Source organism: Arthrobacter sp. UYEF3, assembly GCF_040546245.1.
Classification (GTDB): domain Bacteria; phylum Actinomycetota; class Actinomycetes; order Actinomycetales; family Micrococcaceae; genus Arthrobacter.
In genome coordinates, this window is record NZ_JBEPNK010000024.1 from 18,718 (window position 1) to 40,186 (window position 21,469).

Consider the following 21,469-nt stretch of genomic DNA (forward strand, 5'->3'; position numbering starts at 1 on the left):
CCATGCTATCCCGGCCGCCGGGGCCGATGCGGTAGGTTCGGAGCATGAGACGCGCGGTATGCCCTGGCTCCTTTGACCCTATTCACAACGGCCACCTGGAAGTCATCGCCCGGGCCGCCAGCCTCTTTGACGAGGTCATCGTGGCGGTGTCCACGAACTACGCCAAGAAGTACCGCTTCGCGCTCGAGGAACGCATCGACATGGCCCGGGAAACGCTGGCCTCGCTGCGCGGGATCGTGGTGGAACCCGTGGGGGAGGGGCTGCTCGCCGAGTACTGCCGTCAGCGCGGAGCCTCAGCGATCGTCAAAGGCCTGCGCTCCTCCTCGGACTTCGACTACGAACTGCCGATGGCCACGATGAACCGGCAGCTCGCCGGGGTGGAAACCGTGTTCCTGCCGGCCGAGGGCCACTACCTGCATCTGTCCTCCACCCTGATCAAGGAGGTCTTCACGCTCGGCGGCGACGTCTCCGACTTCGTGCCGAAGTCCGTGCTGAAGCGGCTGAGGTCCGGCGAGCCGGTCTAGGAATCGCCGCGCAGAGGGTAAGCTTGATCGGTACTCGGCGGCCTGCTGCCGGTCGGTTTGAGTCCGCCCGGAAGTTCAGGCTAAGATGGTACGTCGGTCATATGTTCAACAGGAGTTCTCATTAAACGAGATGCTAGTTCGCCCTTGGCGTTCGACGTCAAGGACCTCGGACGCAGTCCGGGAAGCATGCGGACACTGACGGAACATGTACCCGCACCAAGCGATCTTGGTGTGGCGCTCATCGGTGTGCAGGAAGGCTCGGACATCGGGCTTGATCTGCGCCTGGAGGCCGTACACGAAGGAATTCTGGTATCAGGTACCGCAAACGTCAAAGTAACCGGCGAATGCGGTCGCTGCCTGGATCCCCTTGCGTATGACCAAGAGGTCGATTTGCAAGAACTTTTCTTGTACGGGGAAGCTGAATTCCCGGACGAAGAAGTAGAACAAGAGCAACGTCGAGTCGAGCACGATCTGATCGATCTTGAGCCGGTGTTGCGGGACGCAGTTGTAACCATGCTGCCGTTCCAGCCGGTGTGCCGGGAAGACTGCCAGGGCCTTTGCTCCGAATGCGGAGTTCGCCTGGAAGACGAGCCGGGGCATCACCACGAGGTCGTAGATCCTCGCTGGGCTGCCCTAGCCGACCTGGCTAAGCCTGACCGGCAAAACTGATTTGTAAGTGTTGGACTAGAGAGAAATGAGTTAGCCGTGGCTGTCCCGAAGCGGAAAATGTCTCGCTCGAATACCCGCGCCCGCCGCTCCCAGTGGAAGGCAACCGCCCCCCACCTGGTGAAGACCGTGGAAAACGGCCAGGTTGTTTACAGCCTGCCGCACCAGGCAAAGGTCGTTACCGACTCGGCTGGCACCGCGCTGTTCCTTGAGTACAAGGGCCGCAAGGTCGCAGACGTCTAATCCGCCAACAGGCTGATCGAGATGTCTTCAACTGAAGAGCTTCTGAAGCGTCTCGGTGTCTCTATTGACGCCGGGACGCTTCGTCTTGCTCTGACACACCGTTCCTACGCCTACGAAAACGGCGGCATCCCCACCAACGAGCGGCTCGAGTTCCTGGGCGACTCCATCCTGGGGTTCTCCGTCACGGACGCGCTGTACCGTGACAACCCCACGCTGCCCGAAGGGGACCTGGCCAAGCGGCGTTCCGCCGTCGTCAGTACCCGGGCGCTAGCCGGCATCGGCCGCAGCATCGGGCTGGGGGACTACATCTACCTCGGCCAGGGCGAAAAGCTTACCGAGGGCAAGAACAAGGCTTCCATCCTGGCGGACACCATGGAGGCGCTCATCGGCGCCACCTACCTGTCCAACGGACTGGAGTCCGCCCGTCAGCTCGTTATGCGGCTGGTCGGGCCGCTGCTCATGGACGCTGCCGCGCTCGGCGCCGGCACCGACTGGAAGACCAGCATCCAGGAGCTCGCGGCCAGCCGCCAGCTCGGCACGATCCACTACGCGGTGGAGGGCTCGGGCCCGGACCACGCACGGACCTTCGAGGCGGTGCTGCGGATCGGCGGCCACGACTACGGCTCCGGCGCGGGTAATTCCAAGAAGGAAGCCGAGCAGGAAGCGGCAGCGGACGCCTGGCGCCGGCTCTCCGCGCCCGCAGAGGGTTCCCGACTGAGCACCCAGACCGGCAGCTAGGCGCCTCCTTGCCTGAACTGCCCGAGGTCGAAGTCGTCCGGCGCGGCTTGGTGAACTGGGTGCGGGGCCGGACCATTACCTCCGTGGAGGTGCGGGATCCGCGCTCCATCCGCCGGCATCCGCTGGGGGCCGAGGACTTCGCCGGAAATCTGGAAGGCGCCCGCGTCCTGGACGTGGTCCGGCGCGGAAAGTTCCTCTGGCTCCCGCTGGCGGACACGCACGAGCCCGATCGGGCGCCCGCTCACGGCGAGGCCGGCACCGGTGCGCCCGCCGTGGCCCTGATGGCCCACCTGGGCATGTCGGGGCAGCTCCTGATGCAGGACGCCGGCGTCCCGGACGAGAAACACATGAAGGTCCGGTTGCGGCTGAGTCCCGCGGCCGGCATGCCGGAACAGCTGCGGTTCGTGGACCAGCGCATCTTCGGCGGCCTGTTCCTCACCGCGCTCATCCCCACGCCCGACGGCGGCCCGGGCGGCCTCGCCGAAACGCCGTTGCCGCTGATCGCCGAGGAAGCCGCCCACATTGCCCGGGACCCGCTGGACCCCTACTTTTCATTCGATGCCTTCTACCGGCGCCTGCGGGCGCGTAAGACCGGGCTCAAACGGGCGCTGCTGGATCAGGGACTGGTTTCCGGGATCGGAAACATCTATGCGGACGAGGCCCTCTGGCTCGCCAGGCTCCATTACGCCCGTCCCACGGACACCCTGCGCCGCTCCGATGCGCTCCGCGTCCTCGACGCTGCCCGCGAGGTCATGACCGACGCCCTGGCCGCCGGCGGCACGAGCTTCGATTCCCTCTACGTCAATGTCAACGGGTCCTCCGGCTACTTCGAGCGCTCCCTGAACGCCTACGGCCGCGAGGGCCAGGAGTGCAGGCGCTGCGCCGCCGTCGGCCGGGTGAGCCTGCTGAAGCGGGAGCAGTTCATGAACCGTTCCTCTTACACCTGCCCGGTCTGCCAGCCGCGGCCGCGGAACGGGCGCTGGTAGGGCAGCCCGACGGGCCCGCGGGGTCGCTACACCGGCTCCGGCGAACCGTAATACGCGGCCAGCCTGGCCAGGCCCTCATCCAGCGGGACGGCGGGGACCCAGTCGAGGAGTGCTCGGGTCTCGCGCTGGTCGAACCAGTGGGCCGTCGAGAGCTGCTCCGCCAGAAATCTGGTCATCGGGGGTTCCTTCGCCCGGCCCGACAGGGTCCAGACCTTTTCCAGCACCGATCCTGCCGCGCGCGCCAGTCTGCCCGGCACCCGCCACGACGGCGCCGGGACGCCGCCGGCGGCGCAGATGCCCGCCAGCAGCTCGCCGACCGGCCGCGGTTCGCCATTGCTGACGACCAGTGCCCGGCCGTGAATGTAATCGATGCGGTCCAGCGCGGCGACAATCGCCGACGCTGCGTTGTCCACATAGGTGGTGTCGATCAGGGCCGCGCCGGCGTCCAGCAGCGGCAGGCGGCCTCGGCCGGCGCGCTCGAGTACCCGTTCCACCAGCTGCGTGTCGCCCGGTCCCCAGACGATGTGGGGCCGCACCGCAGCCACCCGCAATTCCGGCGAGTCCGCCGCCAGCGCCAGCAGTTCGGCCTCAGCCTTCGTGCGCGAGTAGTCGCCGTGCGCGCGGTCCGGATCCGCCGGCTCGGCGCCCAGCCCGGTGATGGACGCCCCGGAGTTGGCCACCGACGGGGAGGAGACAAACACCAGGTCCCGCACCCCGGCCTCGCGGGCCGCCCGGAGCAGGCGCCGCGTGCCTTCGACATTGACCTCGTCGAATTCCGCGGCGCGGCCGGTGAAGGAAACCTTCGCCGCAAGGTGGATGACGCCCTGCGCGCCGGCAACGGCGCGGCGGACGGCGGCGTCGTCCGTGACCGAGCCGGTGACGTTCGCGGCGCCGTCAACGCCCGAGGGACGGCGCTGGAACGTGGTGACGTTGTGGCCCCGGTCCACCAGCAGCCGGGCCACAGCACGGCCGAGCAGGCCGCTCGCACCGGTGACGAGGACCCTCACGGCGTGCCCGGACGGCCGCCGGCCACGACCGTCGAGGCCCAGCGGGACAGCCGGGTCCTGTCGATCTTGGCGTTGTGGCGGATGTCGGTCGGCTGGGCGGGGACGGTGAGCACGGCGGAAACGCTGATCCCGGCCCGGCGGGCCGCGTCCCGCACCCGACCGGCGAGCTGCGGGGCGGCCGGACCGGCCCGGCGGGCGGGAGGTACGGTCTCCACGACGGCGACGACGGCTTGCGTCCCGGCCGGACCGACGCCGACGACGGCGGCCAGCACGACGTCCGCCAGGCATTCGATGGCCTGCTCGGCGCCCACCGGCGTCACGACCGTACCGGGAGCCGTCACCACATGTGCGAGGCGTCCCTCCACCCAGAGCCGGCCGCCGGCGTCGAAGTGCCCGACGTCGCCCGTACGGTGCCATCCGGGCGTGCGGACGCTCTCGCGCTGGGTCAGCCAGAGCCTGTCGTAGGCGTCCTTCACATGCGGGGCACTGACGAGGATCTCGCCGGTCACTCCCGCGTCGGTGACAGGATCGTTCCCGGGTGCGGTGCCGTCCGCGGCGAGCGGAACCACGGCCACGCGGGCGCCGTGCACCGGCAGGCCCACGCACACGCCGTTGCCGGCCCCCGCCATGGTTCCGGCGGCGGCGTCGGCCCCGGCGGCGCGGATCTGTTCGAGGCTGATGTCGGTCACTGGCAGCGCCTCGGTCATGCCGTAGGGGGTGTGCAGCGAGGCCCGGGGGAGCAGCCGCTGCACCTCGGCGAGGAGCGGTTCAGGGACGGGAGCCCCCGCGGAGAGCAGCAGCTCCACGCGTCCCAGGGCATCATGCCCGGCCCGGTCCAGGCCTCCTTTGGTGGCCAGGACGTTCCGCAGCGCCGCGGGCGAGGCGAAGACCACCGTGGCGTCAATGGCCGCGGCGGCGGCCGCCAGCGCAGGGGCCGTCAGGGTGCGGGGCGCGGTGACGTCCATGGCGGGCGTCACCGAAACGGCTCCGAGCGCCGGTCCCAGCAGGGCGAACGGTGCGAAGCCTGCCACCAGGCGTGCGCCCGGGCGGATCCCCAGCGTCGCGGCGACGGTGTCCCGCATTGCGGCCAGCTGCCGGTGCGTGTAGAGCACGCCCTTGGCGGGACCGGTGGAGCCGGAGGTGAAGAGCACGGCCGCCGGCGCGTCCGCTGCCGGAGCCCGGTCCGAGTCCGGAGCCTGCGACGGCGGTTCCTGGCCGGCGCCGGCCCCGCTGCGGGTAAGGGCGGCCAGGGAGGTTTCGACGCCGAGGAGGCGCCGGCGGGCGGCCGGCAGGTCCCGCACACTGATGCGCCGGCCCGGCCAGCCGAGCACCGCCGCAGCGGCCAGCGCCTTGTCGATTCCGATCAGGAAATCCGGGGTGGCGCCCTTCACGGCACGGCTCAGGCCGCGGGTGCCCAGGCCGGCGTCGGCCACGACCACCACCGCACCGAGCCGCAGGCAGGCATAGAGGACCACGGTCAAATCCACGCCCGGGGGCACCATCAGGCTCACCCGGCTGTGGCGGCTTACGCCGGCTGCCCGCAGGCCCGCCGTGAGGGCGGTGATGTCTTGTTCCAGCTCGCGCCAGCTGAGCGAGCGGGCGACGCCGCCGTCCGCGTCCATTTCCGCGACGGCGGTCTCCCCGCCGGCTGCTCCGGCGGCCAGCTCCGTAAGCGGAGCCCACAGGGGCGGGACTCCGGTGCCGGGGCGTGGGGTCGCGGCAGCCGGCTGCGGCTGCGAATCGACCCGGGTGCCAGTCGTTTCGCTGTCCCGGCCGTGTCCCGCGAGCCATTCGAACACGGGCGCGGCGATGTCCCGGTCTTCGGCGACCAGGTGCCCGGCGCCCTCGAAGCGATGCACCTTGGCGTGCGGCAGCCGGCCGATGAGGTCCTTGAGGTACCGGTCGGAAAAGATCGGGTCCCGCGGGCCCCAGAGCATCAGGGCCGGGACGGTCAGCCCGCTCAGCCCCTCGGCGACGCGGTTGAGTGCCGGGAAGCTGGGATGGGACGGGTCCGCCGGAATGTCCGCGACGAAGTTTCCCACCCCGGCGCGGCGGCCGGCACCCCGGTAGGGGGCCATGAAGGCGCCGCGGACAGCTGCGGGCAGCGGCGGGTGCGCCAGCGAATGCGTCACCCGCAGGAACGCGTCCGACGTCGTCGTTCCCCAGCGGTGCACTGCGGGGTGCAGCGCCAGCCGGAGCGCCGGGGGGATGGGGGAGCCGGCGGGCTGGTGCACGGCGGTGTTGGTCAGCACCACGCCGGCGAGCTGCTGCGGATGCGCCAGGGCCCAGCCGAGGCTGATCACGCCGCCCCAGTCGTGGCCGACCGTGACGACCGGCCCCGCCAAGCCGAGCGCGGCGGTGAGGTCACCCAGGTCGTTGATCCGGTCCGCCAGGCGCCGGAACGTGCCGGTGCGCTCGGAGAAGCCCATGTCCAGCTGGTCCACCGCCACCACGCGCCACGGCCGGGCGGGATCGGTTCCGGCGGCCAGCAGGGTCCGCCACAGGTAGGACCAGGTCGGGTTGCCGTGCACGCACAGCAGGGTGCCGGCCGGGGCCAGGCCTCGGCGGGAGAGCTGGGCGCCGTTATCGAGCAGGTGCCAGCGGCGCACCGTCCCGGGCTGATCCGCGGCGGAGCTGGACGGCACGCCTATTTCGCGCGACCATTCCGGGTCCACGCCGGGCCAGCCGGCGTCTACCATACGATTTCCACCATGGCCGTGTTCAGGCCGGACCCGACGCCCATGCACAGCACGCGGTCACCGGTTGCGAGGGTCTGCGCCTCGGCAGCGAGGGTCATGGGAAGGGACGCCGGGCCCACGTTGCCCCAGTGCGGGAACGTGATCGGGACCTTGGCCGGGTCCAGGTCGATCGCGTCGATGATGGCCTGCGTGTAGGCGTTGCTCACCTGGTGTGTGACGTAGCGGTCCATCGAGGCCCAGTCCCACTCCGGTTGCGCCTCCTGCCAGGCGTCGACCACCAGCCGCAGCCCGCCGTCGAGCAGGCCCTTGGTGTCGGTGGTCATGCCGTCGATGCCGCCCACGCACAGTTCATGGTGCTCGGTGCCGGCACGCATCACGCCGCCCACGATCCGGTGCGCGCCGGGGTGTTCGTCAGCCGGGCCCAGAACGGCTGCGGCGGCTCCTGAGCCCAGGGTGAGCGTGGCGAACTCACGGCCGAAGTCCTCGCGGGTCGTTTCGGGCCGCTGCAGCCGCGCCAGGGTGGCCTCCTGTGTGGCCTGGGCGTCCTCACCGTTGACGATCACGGCGTACTTGATCTGTCCTGAGTCGATCATGTTGGCGGCCAGCGTCATGCCGTTGACGAAGCCAAGGCACGCGTTGGCCAGGTCAAAGTTCATCGCCGATGACGGAAGGCTCAGTCCGTGGTGGATCTTCACCGCGACGGACGGCTCAAGGCTGCGCCGCGTGACGGAGGTGTTGATCAGCAGGCCCACCTCGGACGCTTCGACGCCGGACTCGGCCAGTGCTTTCGCGCCCGCCTCGATGGCGGCGTCGTCGAACGACGTCCCGGGAGCCCACCAGCGGCGGTGCGTGATGCCGGCGACCCGTTCGAGCAGTTTCGGGGGAAACTTCAGCCGCTGCAGGGTCGGGGCCAGCCTGCGGTCGAAGTCCGCGGAACTGACGATTTTCGGAGCTTCGACGCTGCTTACCGAAAGCAATGCGGTATTGCGGTGCCGGAATGTTGCATTCCCTATCAAATCAAGCCTCTGTTCGTATCTGTCCTGCGCTCCGGCGGGTGACCACACCTTCAAGCACAAGCCCAAGTGCTTAACTATGCCCGCTGCAGATACATTCCTGCATGTGCCCACCGCGCCGGCTGTGGCTTTCGCGCGGGTTTTTGCACGGAATTATCACAGCTCCGCAGTAGATTGTAAGGATCAGGGGCCGTGCAGAACAGCCGTCCTACCAAACCAGCACCCGAAAACCGCACCACCAAACCGGCACCCAGTCCGCCGAGCAGGAGACCCGAAACACCTTGCACCTGAAAAGCCTGACCGTCCGGGGATTCAAGTCGTTCGCTTCGGCGACGACTTTCGAATTCGAACCCGGCGTCACCGCCGTGGTGGGTCCCAACGGCTCGGGCAAGTCCAATGTGGTGGACGCGCTGTCCTGGGTGATGGGCGAGCAGGGTGCCAAGACCTTGCGCGGCGGCAAGATGGAGGACGTCATTTTCGCCGGGACCTCCGGCCGCCCGCCGCTGGGCCGCGCCCACGTCTCCCTGACCATCGATAACAGCGACGGTGCGCTGCCCATCGACTACAGCGAAGTGACCATTTCCCGCACGCTGTTCCGGACCGGCGGCTCCGAATACGCCATTAACGGGGCAAGCTGCCGGCTGCTGGACATCCAGGAACTGCTCTCCGACTCCGGCCTGGGCCGGGAAATGCACGTGATCGTCGGGCAAGGGCAGCTGGACAAGGTCCTGCACGCCACCCCGGAGGACCGGCGCGGCTTCATCGAGGAAGCGGCCGGCATCCTCAAACACCGCCGCCGCAAGGAAAAGACGGTCCGCAAACTCGAAGCCATGCAGGCCAACCTGGCCCGGCTGAGCGATCTCACCGGTGAGATCCGCCGCCAGCTCACCCCGCTAGGCAAGCAGGCGGAAGTGGCCCGCCGCGCCCAGACCGTCCAGTTCGAGGCACGCGACGCCCGCTCCCGGTTGCTGGCCGATGACCTGGTCCAGCTGCAGTCCGTGCTGGCCCAGGACGTCGCGGAGGAGACCGCACTGAAGGCCCGCCGCGCCGTCGTCGAACGGGAACTCGAGGCCGGCCGCCGGCACCAGGCCGGTCTGGAGCAGCTCGCCGCCGAGGCCACCCCGAAGCTCAACGCCGCCCGTGATACCTGGTACCAGCTCTCCTCCGGAAGGGAACGGCTGCGCTCCCTCGGGGCGCTTGCCAAGGAACGCCGCCGCCTGCTGGGCACGGCGGACGCGGCCCCCGACGCCGGGCGGGACCCTGAACAGCTCGAACGGCAGGCGGCCCGGGTGCGGGCGGAACAGGCCGCGCTGGAAGCCCAGATCGTCGAGCGGCGCACCGCCCTGGATGAGGCTTCCGCCGCCAAACAGGAGGCCGAAGCCGCGGCCGCCGCCGAGGACAAACGCCTCGCCACCCTGCTCCGCGCCGCCGCGGACCGGCGCGAGGGCCTGGCCCGGCTGGCCGGCCAGGTGGGTGCCGCGCGGTCCCGGGTCGAATCCGCCCAGGCCGAGCTGGGCCGGCTGCGGGAATCGCAGAAGGCCGGCGAGGAACGGCGCCGCCACGCCCAAAGCGAATTCACCGCCCTCGAGTCGCAGGTCGCCGGCGTCGAGGACGGCGAGGAAACCCTCGACGCCGACTACGAAGCCGCCAGCGAGGCCCTGGACGCCGTGACGGCGGAAATCGACGGCCTCAAGGCGGCCGAACGGGACGCAGAGCGTGGACGCGACGCCCTCGCGGCCCGCCGGGACGCCCTGCAGCTTGGCCTCAACCGCAAGGACGGCTCGGAACACGTGCTCGCCGCCGGGGTGCCCGGCGTTCTCGGCGCCCTCGCGGGAATGCTGGCCGTGGAGCCCGGCTACGAGACCGCCATCGCCGCCGCACTGGGCAGCTGCTCCGACGCGGTCGTCGTCCGCGACGCTGCGTCCGCCGCCGCCGCGGTGCAGCTCCTCAAGGACGACGATGCCGGCCGCGCCGCGCTGCTGCTGGCCGATGCGACAATACCTCCCGCCGCGGCCGCCGATGGCCCGGCCATGGGTAGCGAACTTCCCGCCGGCGCACGGTGGGCCGCTGGACTAGTCCTCCCTGCCGGGGACAGCGGCGCTGCCGTGCCGCTGGCGCTGCTGCTGGCCGGCACCGCCGTCGTCGAGGACCTCGACGGTGCCGTGCGGCTCATTGCCGCCCGGCCGGAACTGAAGACGGTGACCCGGGCCGGCGATGTGTTCACCGCCCTGACCGTCAGCGGCGGTTCCGCGACGGCGCCCTCGCTGCTCGAAGTCCAGGCCGCCGTCGACGACGCCGCAGCCCGGCTCGCCGGCGTGGCGGCCGACCTGGAACGGAACCGCTTCGCGCTGTCCGCCGCGCAATCCCGCCGCACGGCTGCCCAAGACCGCGCGGACGCCGCCCTGGAAAAGCTGCACGACTCGGATGCCCGGCTCGCCGCCGTGGCCGAACGGCTCGGCCACCTGAACTCGGTGCTGCGCAGCGCCATCGGGGAAAGCGAACGTCTCGCCGCGTCGCTGGCCAAGGCAGCGGCCAACATCCAGACGGAGCAGGAGGCGCTGGAAGCTGTCGCGGCGAGGCTTGCCTCCGCTCAGGAGATTCCCGCCGAGGAAGAACCCTCCTCCGAACACCGTGACGCCCTCGCGCTGGCGGCGTCCGCGGCGCGCGCGGCCGAGATGGAGGCCCGCCTCTCGCTGCGCAGCGCGGAGGAACAACTGACCGCCATCGGCAACCAGGCCACGTCGCTGGAACGTGCGGCCGCCACCGAGCGCCGCGCCCGCGAGGAGGCTGCCGAACGGGCCCGCCGCCGCCGGCTCCAGGCCGGCCGGGCCGCCGCCGTGTCCGCCGCGGTGGAACGGGTGATCGGCTTCATCGACGTGTCGGTGCAGCTGGCCCGCCGCGAAAACGACCGCGCCGAGGAGCGCCGCGAACAGATGGAGCGGGAACTGGCCGGGGCGCGCACCCGGAACGACGCACTCGCACGCGAACTGGCCGAGCTGACCGACTCCGTGCACCGCGACGAACTGGTCCGCTCGCAGCAGCGCCTCCGGATCGAAGCCCTCGAGCTGCGCAGCGTCGAAGAACTCGGCCTGACCGCCTGCCAGCTCGTCGCCGACTTCGGCCCCGATAGTCCCGTGCCGGTGACTGCGGCCCCATCGGCGGACAAGTGGGCTGCCCTCCGCGCCCCGGTGGACGAGGACGGACGCGATCTCGTAGCGGGCAAACCCTTCGTCCGCGAAGAGCAGGAGAAGCGGCTCCGCAAGGCCGAGCGCGACCTGTCCGCCCTGGGCCGGTTCAACCCGCTCGCGCTGGAAGAGTTCGCGGCCCTCGAAGAGCGGCACCAGTTCCTGAGCACCCAGCTTGAGGACCTCAGGGCCAGCCGTAAGGACCTGCTGGACATCATCAAGGAAGTCGACGAACGCGTGCAAAAGGTCTTCGCCGAGGCCTTCGAGGACACGGCCGCCCAGTTCGTCCGCGTCTTCGCGCGGCTGTTCCCGGGCGGCGAAGGCCGGCTGGTCCTCACCAACCCCTCGGACATGCTCAGCACCGGCATCGAGGTGGAGGCCCGCCCGGCCGGGAAGAAGATCAAGCGGCTTTCCCTGCTCTCCGGCGGCGAACGGTCGCTGACGGCGGTGGCCCTGCTGGTGGCGATCTTCAAGGCCCGACCCTCCCCGTTCTACGTCATGGATGAGGTCGAGGCCGCCCTGGACGACACCAACCTGGGCCGCCTCATCACGATCTTCGAGGAGCTGCGCGAGACCAGCCAGCTGATCATCATCACCCACCAAAAACGCACCATGGAGGTCGCGGACGCGCTCTACGGCGTCACGATGCGCGGTGACGGCGTCTCCACGGTGATCAGCCAGCGGCTCGGCGCCGACGCCTGAAGGTCGTCGTCTGGGCGCCCGCCCGCCGGGCGTTTAGGGTTATGAGAAGCTAGGGGAGTGAACGACATCCTCCCCATCCTCCTGCCCATCCTCGTTGTCCTGGTGGTCCTCGGCGCTCTCATTCCGGTGCTCATGAAGACCCGGAAGAACATCACCAACTACCCCGGAACGCGCGACGCGAACGACCCTGTGCAGGGCACCGGCGGAGGCACGCTGCTTGAGGACCGCCCGGTCCCGGCCCCGGCCAGCGGGGCGGCGGCGCCGGACGCCGTCGACGTCGAAGGCCTCGAGACCGTCGAGGTCCCGGACGATGTCGCGGGCCTCGAGACCGTTCCGGTCGAGACCCCGCTGCCGGTGGCAGGCCGCCTGAACCGGCTGCGCGAACGCCTGGTCAAATCCAACAACATCCTGGGCAAGGGCCTCCTCGCCCTGCTCTCAGCGGACAAAATCGACGAAAATGTCTGGGACGAGGTGGAGGAGACCCTGCTGCTGGCAGACCTCGGCACGGAACCGACCATGCAGCTGGTCGACGCCCTCCGCGAACGCGTCAAAGTACTGGGCACCCGCTCGCCGGAACACGTCAAGGCCATGCTGCGCGAGGAACTCATCAAGCTTGTTGACCCCGGCATGGACCGCAGCCTGAACGTCCAGCGGCACGCGGACAAGCCCGCGGTGATGATGGTGGTGGGCGTCAACGGGGTCGGAAAGACCACCACAGTGGGCAAGCTCGCCCGCGTGCTCGTCGCCGAGGACAAGGACGTGCTGCTCGGCGCCGCCGATACCTTCCGTGCCGCGGCGGCCGAGCAGCTGGCCACCTGGGGCCAGCGCGTCGGCGTCGCCACCGTCAAGTCGGACATCGACGGCGCGGACCCGGCGTCCGTCGCGTACGAGGCGGTCAAGGCCGGCATCGACCAGGAAGTCGACGTCGTGATGATCGACACCGCGGGCCGGCTGCAGAACAAGGTGGGCCTGATGGACGAGCTTGGCAAGGTCAAGCGCGTCATCGAAAAGCTCGCCGAGGTGGACGAGGTGCTCCTGGTCCTGGATGCGACCACCGGCCAGAACGGCCTGAACCAGGCCCGCGTGTTCGCCGAAGTCGTGAACATCACCGGCATCGTGCTGACCAAGCTGGACGGCACCGCCAAGGGCGGCATCGTCGTCGCGATCCAGAAGTCCCTGGGCGTGCCGGTGAAGCTGGTGGGTCTCGGCGAGGGCGCGGACGACCTCGCCCCCTTCGACGCCGAAACCTTCGTGGACGCGCTGCTGAACTAGCCCCCTCGGGTCCCGCCCTGCCCGCCTCAGTACTTGAAGTTCAACACTGTCACGGTGCCGGCCGTCAACTTGAACTTCTGCGTCCCCGACTTGTAGGCGAAGCCCGGCACCGTGGGGCGGCCTGCGAGGGGCTTCGGCTCGGTCTTGGCGCCATCGATAACGGTCTGGTCCTCTGCCTTGTAGCTGGGGCCGCTGAGCTGCGTCATGGTGCCGGTTACCGGCTTGCCCGGCAGGTTGAGAGTGACTTCTGTCTGGGCGGCCTTTTCAGGGTCATTTTCATTGACGATCACCACGGTGGTACTGCCGTCATCGTTCCGCAGCGCGTAGTTAAACGCCAGGCCGCCACCTGAACTTTTCAGCTTCATAAACTTCCCGGCCTCGAGCTCGGCCACCATGGAGATTCCGAAGAAGTTGGCCCGGCCGGACATCTGGCCGTCGCCGAACGGGTAGGCGCCGGCGCTGCAGATGGCGGACAGCGGCGGTCCGCCCTTGCAGGTCTGCAGAGAGCCGTGGAAGCCGATCCGGGTGATGCCGAGCTGAGCGGCGTTGAGGACGTAGTCTGCAGCCCACAGCGCCGAAGCGTGGGTGCGGGAGGTCTCGTTCGAGCCGGGGCAAGCCGCGATCCCGGTTTCCGGGAGCCACGTTTCCAGGCCAGCGTCCTTGCCGACCTTGAGCGCCGACTTCTGGTAGTCGGCGGCACGGTCGTGCATCAACTGGCTCATCAGGTTGGCCATGGTAGGCGACCCTTTGGGGTCGCTGCCGTCGCAACTGTAGAGCGGGTAGTTGTGGAAGGTGAGGATCTTCTTCTGGGGTAGCTCCGCTTCAACGAAGGGCTGCCACCACTTCTGGTCGTAGGCGCCCGGGCCGGAGATGGGCACATTGGGTGCTACTGCATAGATTGCCTTGGCGTAGTCCTTCAATTCGCGGATGTACTGGTCCAGGCTGTAGCCGCTGCCGGTCTTCACATCGTTGAAAACGAAGCCGTTGGGCTCGTTGCCCACCGTGATGCTGAGCAGGCGGTCACCGAAGATGGCGGAGGCGTGCTTGACCATGTCGGCTGCCCGGGCCGGGTTGTAGTGGCCAAGGTCTACCGTGAGGGTCACCGTTGCATCGGCGGCCTCAAGCAGGGTCTTCAGCCGGACCAGGTCAGAGGGACCCACGGCCTTCACCGGATGAGTTTTGTCTCCCTTGTAACTGGCCGGGACCGCCTCGCCTGTGGACGTCCAGAAGAAGCGCCGGTCCACGGCATTGCCGCCAAATCGCAGAACCGGCTGATCCATCTCCTTTAGGAGCTTGACCATTGACGCGTTGTCGCTGCTGAGGTCAGGGTCGGCCAGGTCTGTGGCTTCGAGGGAGATTCCAGTCATGCCCTTTACGAGTGAGCTGCCTACGAGTTCGCTGGAGACATCTACATTGAGAGGCTCAACCTTTTCCAGCGGCGACCCGGCCGGCGGGCCCGGCTGCTTATAGGAAGTGACCGTCGGCCCCACCTCGGCAGAGGCAGGCACCGTCGCAGGCGCACTTGGCGACTGGGAAGCGACCGTCGGGGACTGCTTCGAGTCGCCGACAGCAAGAGGAACCAGAACCGCAGTGGCTATGACTATGGCAGCGACTCCTCCGCCGGCAAAAATCCATGTCCGCTTCCCGCGCCCCGATTTTGTATTTTCTTTGGGGCCAGAGGGATCGGCGTTCCCCGGGGACGAGTCGATTCTGGCCATGGGGGATTACCTCCGGAAGATTGTGAGAATTGTCCCCAGCTTAGCCAATCGCGGCATCCGTCACCGACCACGGCTCCTGGGCTGGTATGACCGCGTAACTGGGTAACCGGCAACGGCTTGGGCACGAGGCTCCGCGCTGCTGAACTAGCCCCCTCGGGTCCCGCCCGGCCCGCAGCTGTTGCCGTTGTCCGTCTCAAAACGAGAGCTACTGCGGGCTACTTGGGTTTCTGGTACGTTTCCCGGGCCAGCAGCCAGCCCACGGCGGCCGCGAGCAGCACCCCGCCGGTGACGCCGAACGCCCAGCCGTAGCCCAGCCGGTCGGCCAGCAGCCCCACGATGACCGGCCCCGCGATGGCGCCGCTGTCCGAGGTCATCTGGAACGCGGCGAGCACCCGGCCGCCGGAGCGTTCGTTGCCCACGACGTCGGCGATGGCCGCCTGTTGGGCGGGCCCGAGCAGCCCCGCCCCGATGCCGGCAACGGCCGAGGCCAGCAGAAACCAGGACAACTGGTGCGTCAGGCCGATGCTGGCGGTGGCGAGGCCGGTGACGATCAGCCCGGCGAGCACCATCGGCCTCCGTCCCAGTCTGTCCGCGAGCCGCCCGGAGAACGTGAGAGCCACGGCATTGCCCGCAGCGAACACGGCCAGCGCCCAGCCCGCAGACGCGGATCCCGCGCCGAGTGCCGCGACGGCGAATAGCGGTACCGTGGCCATCCGGACCCCGAATGTGGCCCAGCCGTTGGCGAAGCTGGAGGCCAGCCCGGCCCGGTACGCGCTGTCCCGCAGCGCGTCCCGCAGTTGCATGGCCGGCGCCGCGGCGCCCGCCGTCCGCGAGCCCGCGGGGACGTGGCTGAGCTGGGTCTGTACGACGGCGGCGGCCAGCACCAGCGCGGCCGCGTAGGCAAGGAACGGCACCCTGAGGCCGAAACTGGCCAGCAGGCCGCCCACGATCGGCCCGCCCACACTGCCGATCAGGAAGGCCGAGGCGTAGGCGCCGGAGACCCGGCCGCGGCTCTCCGGCGGCGCGAGCCTGACCACGAGGGTCATCGACGCCACCGTGAACATCACCGATCCGGCCCCGCCCAGGCCGCGGAAGATCAGCAGTTGCCAGTAGTCCTGGGCGAAGGCGCAGGCAGCCGTGGAGGCCGCCACGATCAGCAGCCCGGCCACGTAGACGGGGCGCTCTCCCAGGCGCACGATCAGCGCCCCGCCCGCCGGCGCGAACACGAGCCGCATGAACGCGAAGATGCTGACAATCACCCCCGCTGCGGTAGCGCCGACGTTGAACGTGGTGGCGAACTGGGGGAGTACCGGCGCCACGAGGCCGAAGCCCAGCGCAATCAGGAAGGCTGCGGCCAGCATCACCTTGATGTCCCGTGGCAGGCGGGGTCTGCCGGGGTGCCCCAGGCCCTCGGGGGGCCGTGTTCCCTGGGCGGAACGAGTTGATTTGCTCATGCTGCTGCTTTCAGTGCCTTGGTTGGGCCGGGGACGGGATGGGGCTCCGGAAACATAACCGTAACAAGCCCGAGACGCACCATTTACTTCCGGGAGATTCTTGTAACAACCCGGCAATGTAACTTCCCAGTCGCTGAAACACGGCGCCAGCAGAATCTTCTTAGAACGCAAAAGGCGTTGGGACTGGCGGGCCACTCCGCACCAAAAGCAAGAGAGGACGCAGACCATGGAACTCACCGCAGGTCTCGTTTGGCTCCTGGTCGCTTCAGCCCTCGTGCTGTTCATGACCCCGGGCCTGGCATTCTTCTACGGCGGCATGACCCGCGCCAAGTCGGCTTTGAACATGATGATGATGAGCTTCGTCGCCATTGGAACCGTCGGCATCACGTGGGTCCTGTGGGGCGCCTCGATGGCCACGAGCAACGAGGACAACTTCTTCCAGATCGTCGCCAACCCCTTCAGCCACTTTGGGTTGCACAACTTCACCGACCCGGCGGATCTGCTGAAGGTGGGCTACGCGGCCACCTTCGCCATCATCACGGTGGCGCTGATCTCCGGCGCGGTCGCGGACCGGGCCAAGTTCTCTGCGTGGGTCATCTTCACCCCCATCTGGGCCACCCTCGTGTACGCGCCGCTGGCCTTCATGGTCTGGGGCGGAGGCCTCTTCTCCAAGGACGGCTGGTTCGGCCAGACCTTCGCCCCGGTGATCGACTTCGCCGGGGGCACCGTGGTCCATATCAATGCCGGTGTAGCCGGCTTGATCCTGGTCCTGATCATCGGCAACCGCAAGGGCTTCGGCAAGGACCCGAACCACCGTCCGCACAACATTCCGTTCGTCATGCTCGGCGCCGCCATCCTGTGGTTCGGCTGGTTCGGCTTCAATGCCGGGGCCGCCGCCACGGTGGAGCAGGCCGGCCTGATCTGGGTCAACACCCTGGCAGCCCCGGCCGCTGCGATGCTCGGCTGGCTCGCCGTCGAACGCTTCCGCGACGGGCACCCGACGTCCCTCGGCGCGGCTTCCGGCGTGGTTGCCGGCCTGGTCGCCATCACCCCGGCCTGCGCCAACGTCTCGCCGCTCGGTGCGATCGCCCTGGGCGTCGTCGCCGGTGTGGCCTCGGCCCTCGCCGTCGGCTTGAAGTTCAAGTTCGGCTACGATGACTCGCTCGACGTCGTCGGCGTGCACCTCGTGTCCGGCGTCGTCGGCACCGTCGCGATCGGCTTCCTGGCCACCCCGTCCCAGGGCACGGCGGGCCTGTTCTACGGCGGCGGCAGCACCCAGCTGGTCGCCCAGGCTCTCGCGGCACTGTTTTCCATCGTGTTCACCGCCGTGATGACCTTCATCATCGCCTTCCCGATCCACAAGACCATGGGCTTCCGGGTCTCCCAGGAGCAGGAAGCCGTGGGCGTGGACCTGAGCCTGCACGCTGAGACGGCCTACGAGTTCGGCGTCGGCGGCCAGGGCGGAAGCTTCCAGCCGCTGCACGAACTGATCACCGGCAAGCCGCAGGGCGACGCGGCCGGGGCACCGGCGACCGAGGCCATGAACGCCCGGCCCAACGGCAAGAAGGCCGCAGCAGGCAAGGAAAGTGTAGGGGCATGAAACTGATCACAGCAATCGTCCGACCGGAAAAGCTCGACGCCATCCGGGAAGGACTGGAAGCCTACGGGGTGCAGGGCCTGACGGTCAGCGCGGCCAGCGGCTACGGCCGGCAGCGCGGCTACACCGAGGTGTACCGCGGGGCCGAGTACAACGTGGACCTCCTGCCCAAGATCCGGGTCGAGGTGCTGGCTACCGACGAACAGTCGGACGACATCCTGGATGTCATCATCGCCAGCTCGAATACCGGCCGGGCCGGTGACGGGAAGGTCTGGACAGTGGACGTCTTCGAGGCCGTGCGCGTCCGCACCGGAGAACGCGGCGCGGCCGCCATCTAAGCTGCGTCCCTCCAGCCGCACCGCTCCAGCGGACCGCTCCAGCGGACTGCGAATGAGGGGTGCGACAGCGGGCCGGACACCTGAAAAGGTGTCCGGCCCGCTTTTCGTCTCTGACTACGTCACCCAGTGCGCCGGCCGTGATGCCCGACGTCGACGGCGCCGGCAGGGTTGCGTCCGCTACGTCGCCCAGCCCTCCGGACCGGGCGACCCGGCCGCGTATTCCTCCAGCGGCACGCTGTCCCGGGCCCAGGCCTTGAGTACGGGGTCGATGATGCGCCAGCAGTCTTCCGCGGTATCCCCCCGCACGGACAGCAGGGGGTCGCCGCTGAGCACCCCCTCGAGGACTTCACCGTAGGGGAGGAGTTCGGAAGCGCTCAGTTCGGCGTGCAGGGTCGCCCGGTCCAGGCTCAGCACATCGCCGGGGCCGTTCACGTCGACGTCGAACTGCAGCGTGTCCGGGCCGAAGCCGATTCTCAGCTGGTTGGGGGAGTCCACCCCGGTGAAGCCCTGGGGCAGGTGCGGAGGCGGGCGGAAGGTGACCACGGCCTCCTTGCGGGCGGAGCTGAGCGCCTTGCCCGAGCGGAGCAGGAAGGGCACGCCCTGCCAGCGCCAGTTGTCGATGCTTACCTGGACCTCGGCGAGGGTCTCGGTTCCGCGGGCCGCGTCCACGCCGGTTTCCTGGGCGTAGTCGGGGACCTTGCGGCCGTCGATGGTGCCGGCTGCGTACCGGGCGCGGCGGGTGTTTTTAGCGTACGGCGCCTTGATGCTGCTGGCGCGCAGGAGCGTCGCCACGGCGTCCCGCAGGTCCCGTTCGTCGACCGAAGCGGGCGGTTCGATCGCCATCAGGGCCATGACCTGGAGCAGGTGGCTCTGGATCATGTCGCGCAGGGCGCCGGCGCCGTCGTAGTAGCGGGCCCGGCCCTCGAGGGCGAGGTCCTCATCGAAGATGATCTCCACCTTCGCGATATGGTCCCGGTTCCACACCGGTTCCAGGAAGTTGTTCGCGAAACGCAGGCCCAGGATGTTCAACACCGTGGCCTTGCCCAGGAAGTGGTCCACCCGGTGGATGTGGTCTTCCGGGACCAGGGCGGCCAGGATCTTGTTGAGGTGCCGGGCGGACTCCTCGTTGGAGCCGAAGGGCTTTTCCATCACCAGCCGGGTCCCGGCGGGCAGCTGCTCCGGGGTGAGGGCTTCGCAGGCCAGCTGGCTGATCTTCGGCGGCAGGGCAAAGTACACCGCGACCGGACCCTTTAACGTGGCGAGCAGCCCGGCCAGCTGTCCGGCGGCGGTGACGTCCAGCTGGTGGTAGCCGGTACCTTTGTGGATCCGCTTCAGCTCCCGCTTGCCGCTGGAATCGGCCTGGGAGTTGGCGTCGGCGAAGGAGGTCTCGAGACGCTCCAGCCACTGCTCCTGGGTCCAGTCGTCTGAGCCCGCGCCCACCAGCGTGAGGCCCGGAGTGTGGCCCCTGGCTGCCAGTCGGGCCAGGCCCGGCAGCAGCAGCCTGCCGGTCAGGTCGCCCGACGCGCCGAGGATCAGCAGGGTCTTTATCGTTGTTTGACTGGTCATCTAAGCCAGCATGCCACCTGGAGGGTGTGGCTTGGTACCCTAGATAGTCGAGTCCCGTTGTCGAGGCAGTTCGTTCCGGCGAAACAGTCACGACTCTGGCGTGCCGCACCGGCCGCCAACTGTAGATCCACTGAAAGAAGTGCACGGCGCGTGTTCAATTCACTCTCTGACCGGTTGACAGCAACCTTCAAGAACCTCCGTGGCAAGGGCCGCCTCACCGAGGCCGACGTTGACGCCACGGTCCGCGAGATCCGGCGTGCCCTGCTGGACGCCGACGTCGCCGTCCCCGTGGTCCGTGAGTTCACCGCCCGCGTCCGTGAGCGTGCCCTTGGCGTCGAGGTCTCGGGCGCGCTGAACCCGAGCCAGCAGATCGTCAAGATCGTCAACGAGGAACTCGTCGAGATCCTCGGCGGCGAGACCCGCCGGATCCGGCTGGCCAAGACCGGCCCCACCATCATCATGCTCGCCGGCCTCCAGGGTGCCGGCAAGACCACCCTCGCCGGTAAACTCTCCAAATTCCTCAAGGCCCAGGGCCACAGCCCCATGCTGGTGGCCTGCGATCTGCAGCGCCCCAACGCCGTGACCCAGCTGCAGGTCGTCGGCCAGCGGGCTGGCGTCCCCGTCTTCGCCCCGCACCCGGGCGCCACCTCCACCGAGCTGGACCACCCCGCCGGTGACCCGGTCGCCGTCGCCCGTGCCGGCGTCGAGGAAGCCAAGCGCACCTTGCACGACGTCGTGATCGTGGACACCGCCGGCCGGCTCGGCGTCGATACCGAGATGATGGAACAAGCCCGCCAGATCCGCCGGGCCATCGTCCCCAACGAAGTCCTCTTCGTGATCGACTCGATGATCGGCCAGGACGCTGTCAACACGGCCCTGGCGTTCGACGAAGGCGTCAACTTCACCGGCATCGTGCTCTCCAAGCTCGACGGCGACGCCCGCGGCGGTGCCGCGCTGTCCGTCGCCTCCGTCACAGGCAAACCGGTGATGTTCGCGTCCACAGGCGAAGGCCTGGACGACTTCGAACTCTTCCACCCGGACCGGATGGCCTCGCGCATCCTCGACATGGGCGACGTGCTCACCCTGATCGAGCAGGCCGAAAAGTCGTGGGACAAGGATGAAGCTGCCCGGATGGCGAAGAAATTCGCCGACCAGGAGGACTTCACCCTCGATGACTTCCTCGCCCAGATGCAGCAGATCCGCAACATGGGCTCGATGAAGAAAATGCTCATGATGATGCCGGGGGCACAGAACATCCGGCAGCAGTTGGAACAGTTCGACGAGCGCGAGATCGACCGAGTCGAGGCGATCGTCCGGTCCATGACCCCGCACGAGCGGCTGGCCCCGAAGATCATCAACGGCTCCCGCCGCGCCCGCATCGCCCGCGGTTCCGGTGTGCACGTTTCCGAAGTCAACGGCCTGCTGGAACGCTTTGCTCAGGCGCAGAAAATGATGAAGAAGATGTCGGCCGGCGGCGGCATGCCCGGGATGCCGGGGATGCCCGGCATGGGTGGGGGAGGAGCCCGTAAGGGGGCCAAACCGGCGCCGAAGAAAAAGGCACGCTCCGGCAACCCGGCTAAGGCCGCTCAGGAGCTCAGGGAGGCTGAGGCGCGCCGCGCCGCCGGTGCCAAAGCCCTGCCCACCGGCGCGGCCTTCGGCCAGCAGGCCGGGGATTTCGATCCGTCCCAGCTCAACCTGCCCAAGGGGTTCGACAAGTTCCTCGGCGGCAGCAAGTAACGGAAGCCGGCTTGCGCCCCGCCA

At 68.8% G+C, this 21,469-nt stretch carries 16 protein-coding genes; 10 read left to right on the forward strand and 6 right to left on the reverse strand.

Annotation, left to right across the window (positions count from 1 at the left end; all coding sequences use genetic code 11):
* Window positions 1-44 precede the first annotated feature (44 nt).
* The 5 genes from coaD to mutM all read left to right on the forward strand — a co-directional run bounded on the left by coaD (window position 45) and on the right by mutM (window position 3,157).
* Window positions 45-524 (forward strand): pantetheine-phosphate adenylyltransferase, encoded by a 480-nt coding sequence (gene coaD / locus ABIB14_RS14970; RefSeq protein ID WP_354236709.1) that lies wholly within the window; start codon window positions 45-47, stop codon window positions 522-524.
* A gap of 144 nt (window positions 525-668) precedes the next feature.
* On the forward strand, window positions 669-1,193 hold the full coding sequence (locus ABIB14_RS14975; protein WP_354236710.1) for a YceD family protein: 525 nt from the start codon (window positions 669-671) through the stop codon (window positions 1,191-1,193).
* Window positions 1,194-1,229: 36 nt separating this feature from the next.
* Complete coding sequence (gene rpmF, locus ABIB14_RS14980) at window positions 1,230-1,433, forward strand: 50S ribosomal protein L32 (RefSeq protein ID WP_056738282.1); 204 nt, start codon at window positions 1,230-1,232, stop codon at window positions 1,431-1,433.
* Window positions 1,434-1,454: 21 nt separating this feature from the next.
* Entirely contained in the window at window positions 1,455-2,171 is a 717-nt protein-coding gene (gene rnc / locus ABIB14_RS14985; protein ID WP_354236711.1) for a ribonuclease III, read from the forward strand.
* 8 nt (window positions 2,172-2,179) lie between these two features.
* Window positions 2,180-3,157, forward strand: a complete 978-nt coding sequence (mutM, locus tag ABIB14_RS14990) for a bifunctional DNA-formamidopyrimidine glycosylase/DNA-(apurinic or apyrimidinic site) lyase (RefSeq protein WP_354236712.1) — start codon at window positions 2,180-2,182, stop codon at window positions 3,155-3,157.
* Between the two features lie 26 nt (window positions 3,158-3,183).
* Here mutM and ABIB14_RS14995 read toward each other — a convergent pair whose 3' ends face one another.
* From ABIB14_RS14995 to ABIB14_RS15005, 3 genes are read right to left on the reverse strand one after another with little or no spacing between them, the layout of a single operon-like run.
* Window positions 3,184-4,164 (reverse strand): NAD-dependent epimerase/dehydratase family protein, encoded by a 981-nt coding sequence (locus tag ABIB14_RS14995; protein ID WP_354236713.1) that lies wholly within the window; start codon window positions 4,162-4,164, stop codon window positions 3,184-3,186.
* A complete protein-coding gene (locus tag ABIB14_RS15000) occupies window positions 4,161-6,863 on the reverse strand; it encodes an alpha/beta fold hydrolase (RefSeq protein WP_354236714.1) in 2,703 nt (900 codons plus the stop codon). The genes ABIB14_RS14995 and ABIB14_RS15000 overlap by 4 nt, the downstream gene beginning before the upstream one ends.
* Entirely contained in the window at window positions 6,857-7,879 is a 1,023-nt protein-coding gene (locus tag ABIB14_RS15005; RefSeq protein WP_354236715.1) for a 3-oxoacyl-ACP synthase III, read from the reverse strand. Before ABIB14_RS15005 ends, ABIB14_RS15000 begins: the two co-directional genes overlap by 7 nt.
* Window positions 7,880-8,157: 278 nt before the next feature.
* Between ABIB14_RS15005 and smc the strand changes: the two genes are divergently transcribed.
* Window positions 8,158-11,763: a chromosome segregation protein SMC gene (gene smc / locus ABIB14_RS15010; protein WP_354236716.1), complete on the forward strand. Its 3,606-nt coding sequence runs from the start codon at window positions 8,158-8,160 to the stop codon at window positions 11,761-11,763.
* A 57-nt stretch (window positions 11,764-11,820) separates the two neighbouring features.
* On the forward strand, window positions 11,821-13,035 hold the full coding sequence (gene ftsY / locus ABIB14_RS15015; protein WP_354236717.1) for a signal recognition particle-docking protein FtsY: 1,215 nt from the start codon (window positions 11,821-11,823) through the stop codon (window positions 13,033-13,035).
* A 26-nt stretch (window positions 13,036-13,061) separates the two neighbouring features.
* Here ftsY and ABIB14_RS15020 read toward each other — a convergent pair whose 3' ends face one another.
* Window positions 13,062-14,402: a hypothetical protein gene (locus tag ABIB14_RS15020; RefSeq protein ID WP_354236718.1), complete on the reverse strand. Its 1,341-nt coding sequence runs from the start codon at window positions 14,400-14,402 to the stop codon at window positions 13,062-13,064.
* Between the two features lie 566 nt (window positions 14,403-14,968).
* Window positions 14,969-16,207, reverse strand: coding sequence for an MFS transporter (locus ABIB14_RS15025; RefSeq protein WP_502909679.1), 1,239 nt, complete (start codon window positions 16,205-16,207; stop codon window positions 14,969-14,971).
* Between the two features lie 226 nt (window positions 16,208-16,433).
* On the opposite strand from ABIB14_RS15025, the gene ABIB14_RS15030 reads away from it, so the two are divergent.
* Both ABIB14_RS15030 and ABIB14_RS15035 read left to right on the forward strand, forming a co-directional pair.
* Complete coding sequence (locus ABIB14_RS15030) at window positions 16,434-17,807, forward strand: ammonium transporter (RefSeq protein ID WP_354236719.1); 1,374 nt, start codon at window positions 16,434-16,436, stop codon at window positions 17,805-17,807.
* Window positions 17,804-18,142, forward strand: a complete 339-nt coding sequence (locus ABIB14_RS15035) for a P-II family nitrogen regulator (RefSeq protein ID WP_354236720.1) — start codon at window positions 17,804-17,806, stop codon at window positions 18,140-18,142. The genes ABIB14_RS15030 and ABIB14_RS15035 overlap by 4 nt, the downstream gene beginning before the upstream one ends.
* Window positions 18,143-18,319: 177 nt before the next feature.
* Here the strand turns inward: ABIB14_RS15035 and ABIB14_RS15040 are convergent, their stop codons facing one another.
* The gene (locus ABIB14_RS15040) at window positions 18,320-19,708 is read right to left on the reverse strand and encodes a glucose-6-phosphate dehydrogenase (protein WP_354236721.1); all 1,389 of its coding nucleotides are present in this window, start codon (window positions 19,706-19,708) and stop codon (window positions 18,320-18,322) included.
* Between the two features lie 150 nt (window positions 19,709-19,858).
* On the opposite strand from ABIB14_RS15040, the gene ffh reads away from it, so the two are divergent.
* Complete coding sequence (gene ffh, locus ABIB14_RS15045) at window positions 19,859-21,445, forward strand: signal recognition particle protein (RefSeq protein WP_354236722.1); 1,587 nt, start codon at window positions 19,859-19,861, stop codon at window positions 21,443-21,445.
* The last annotated feature ends 24 nt before the right edge of the window (window positions 21,446-21,469 follow it).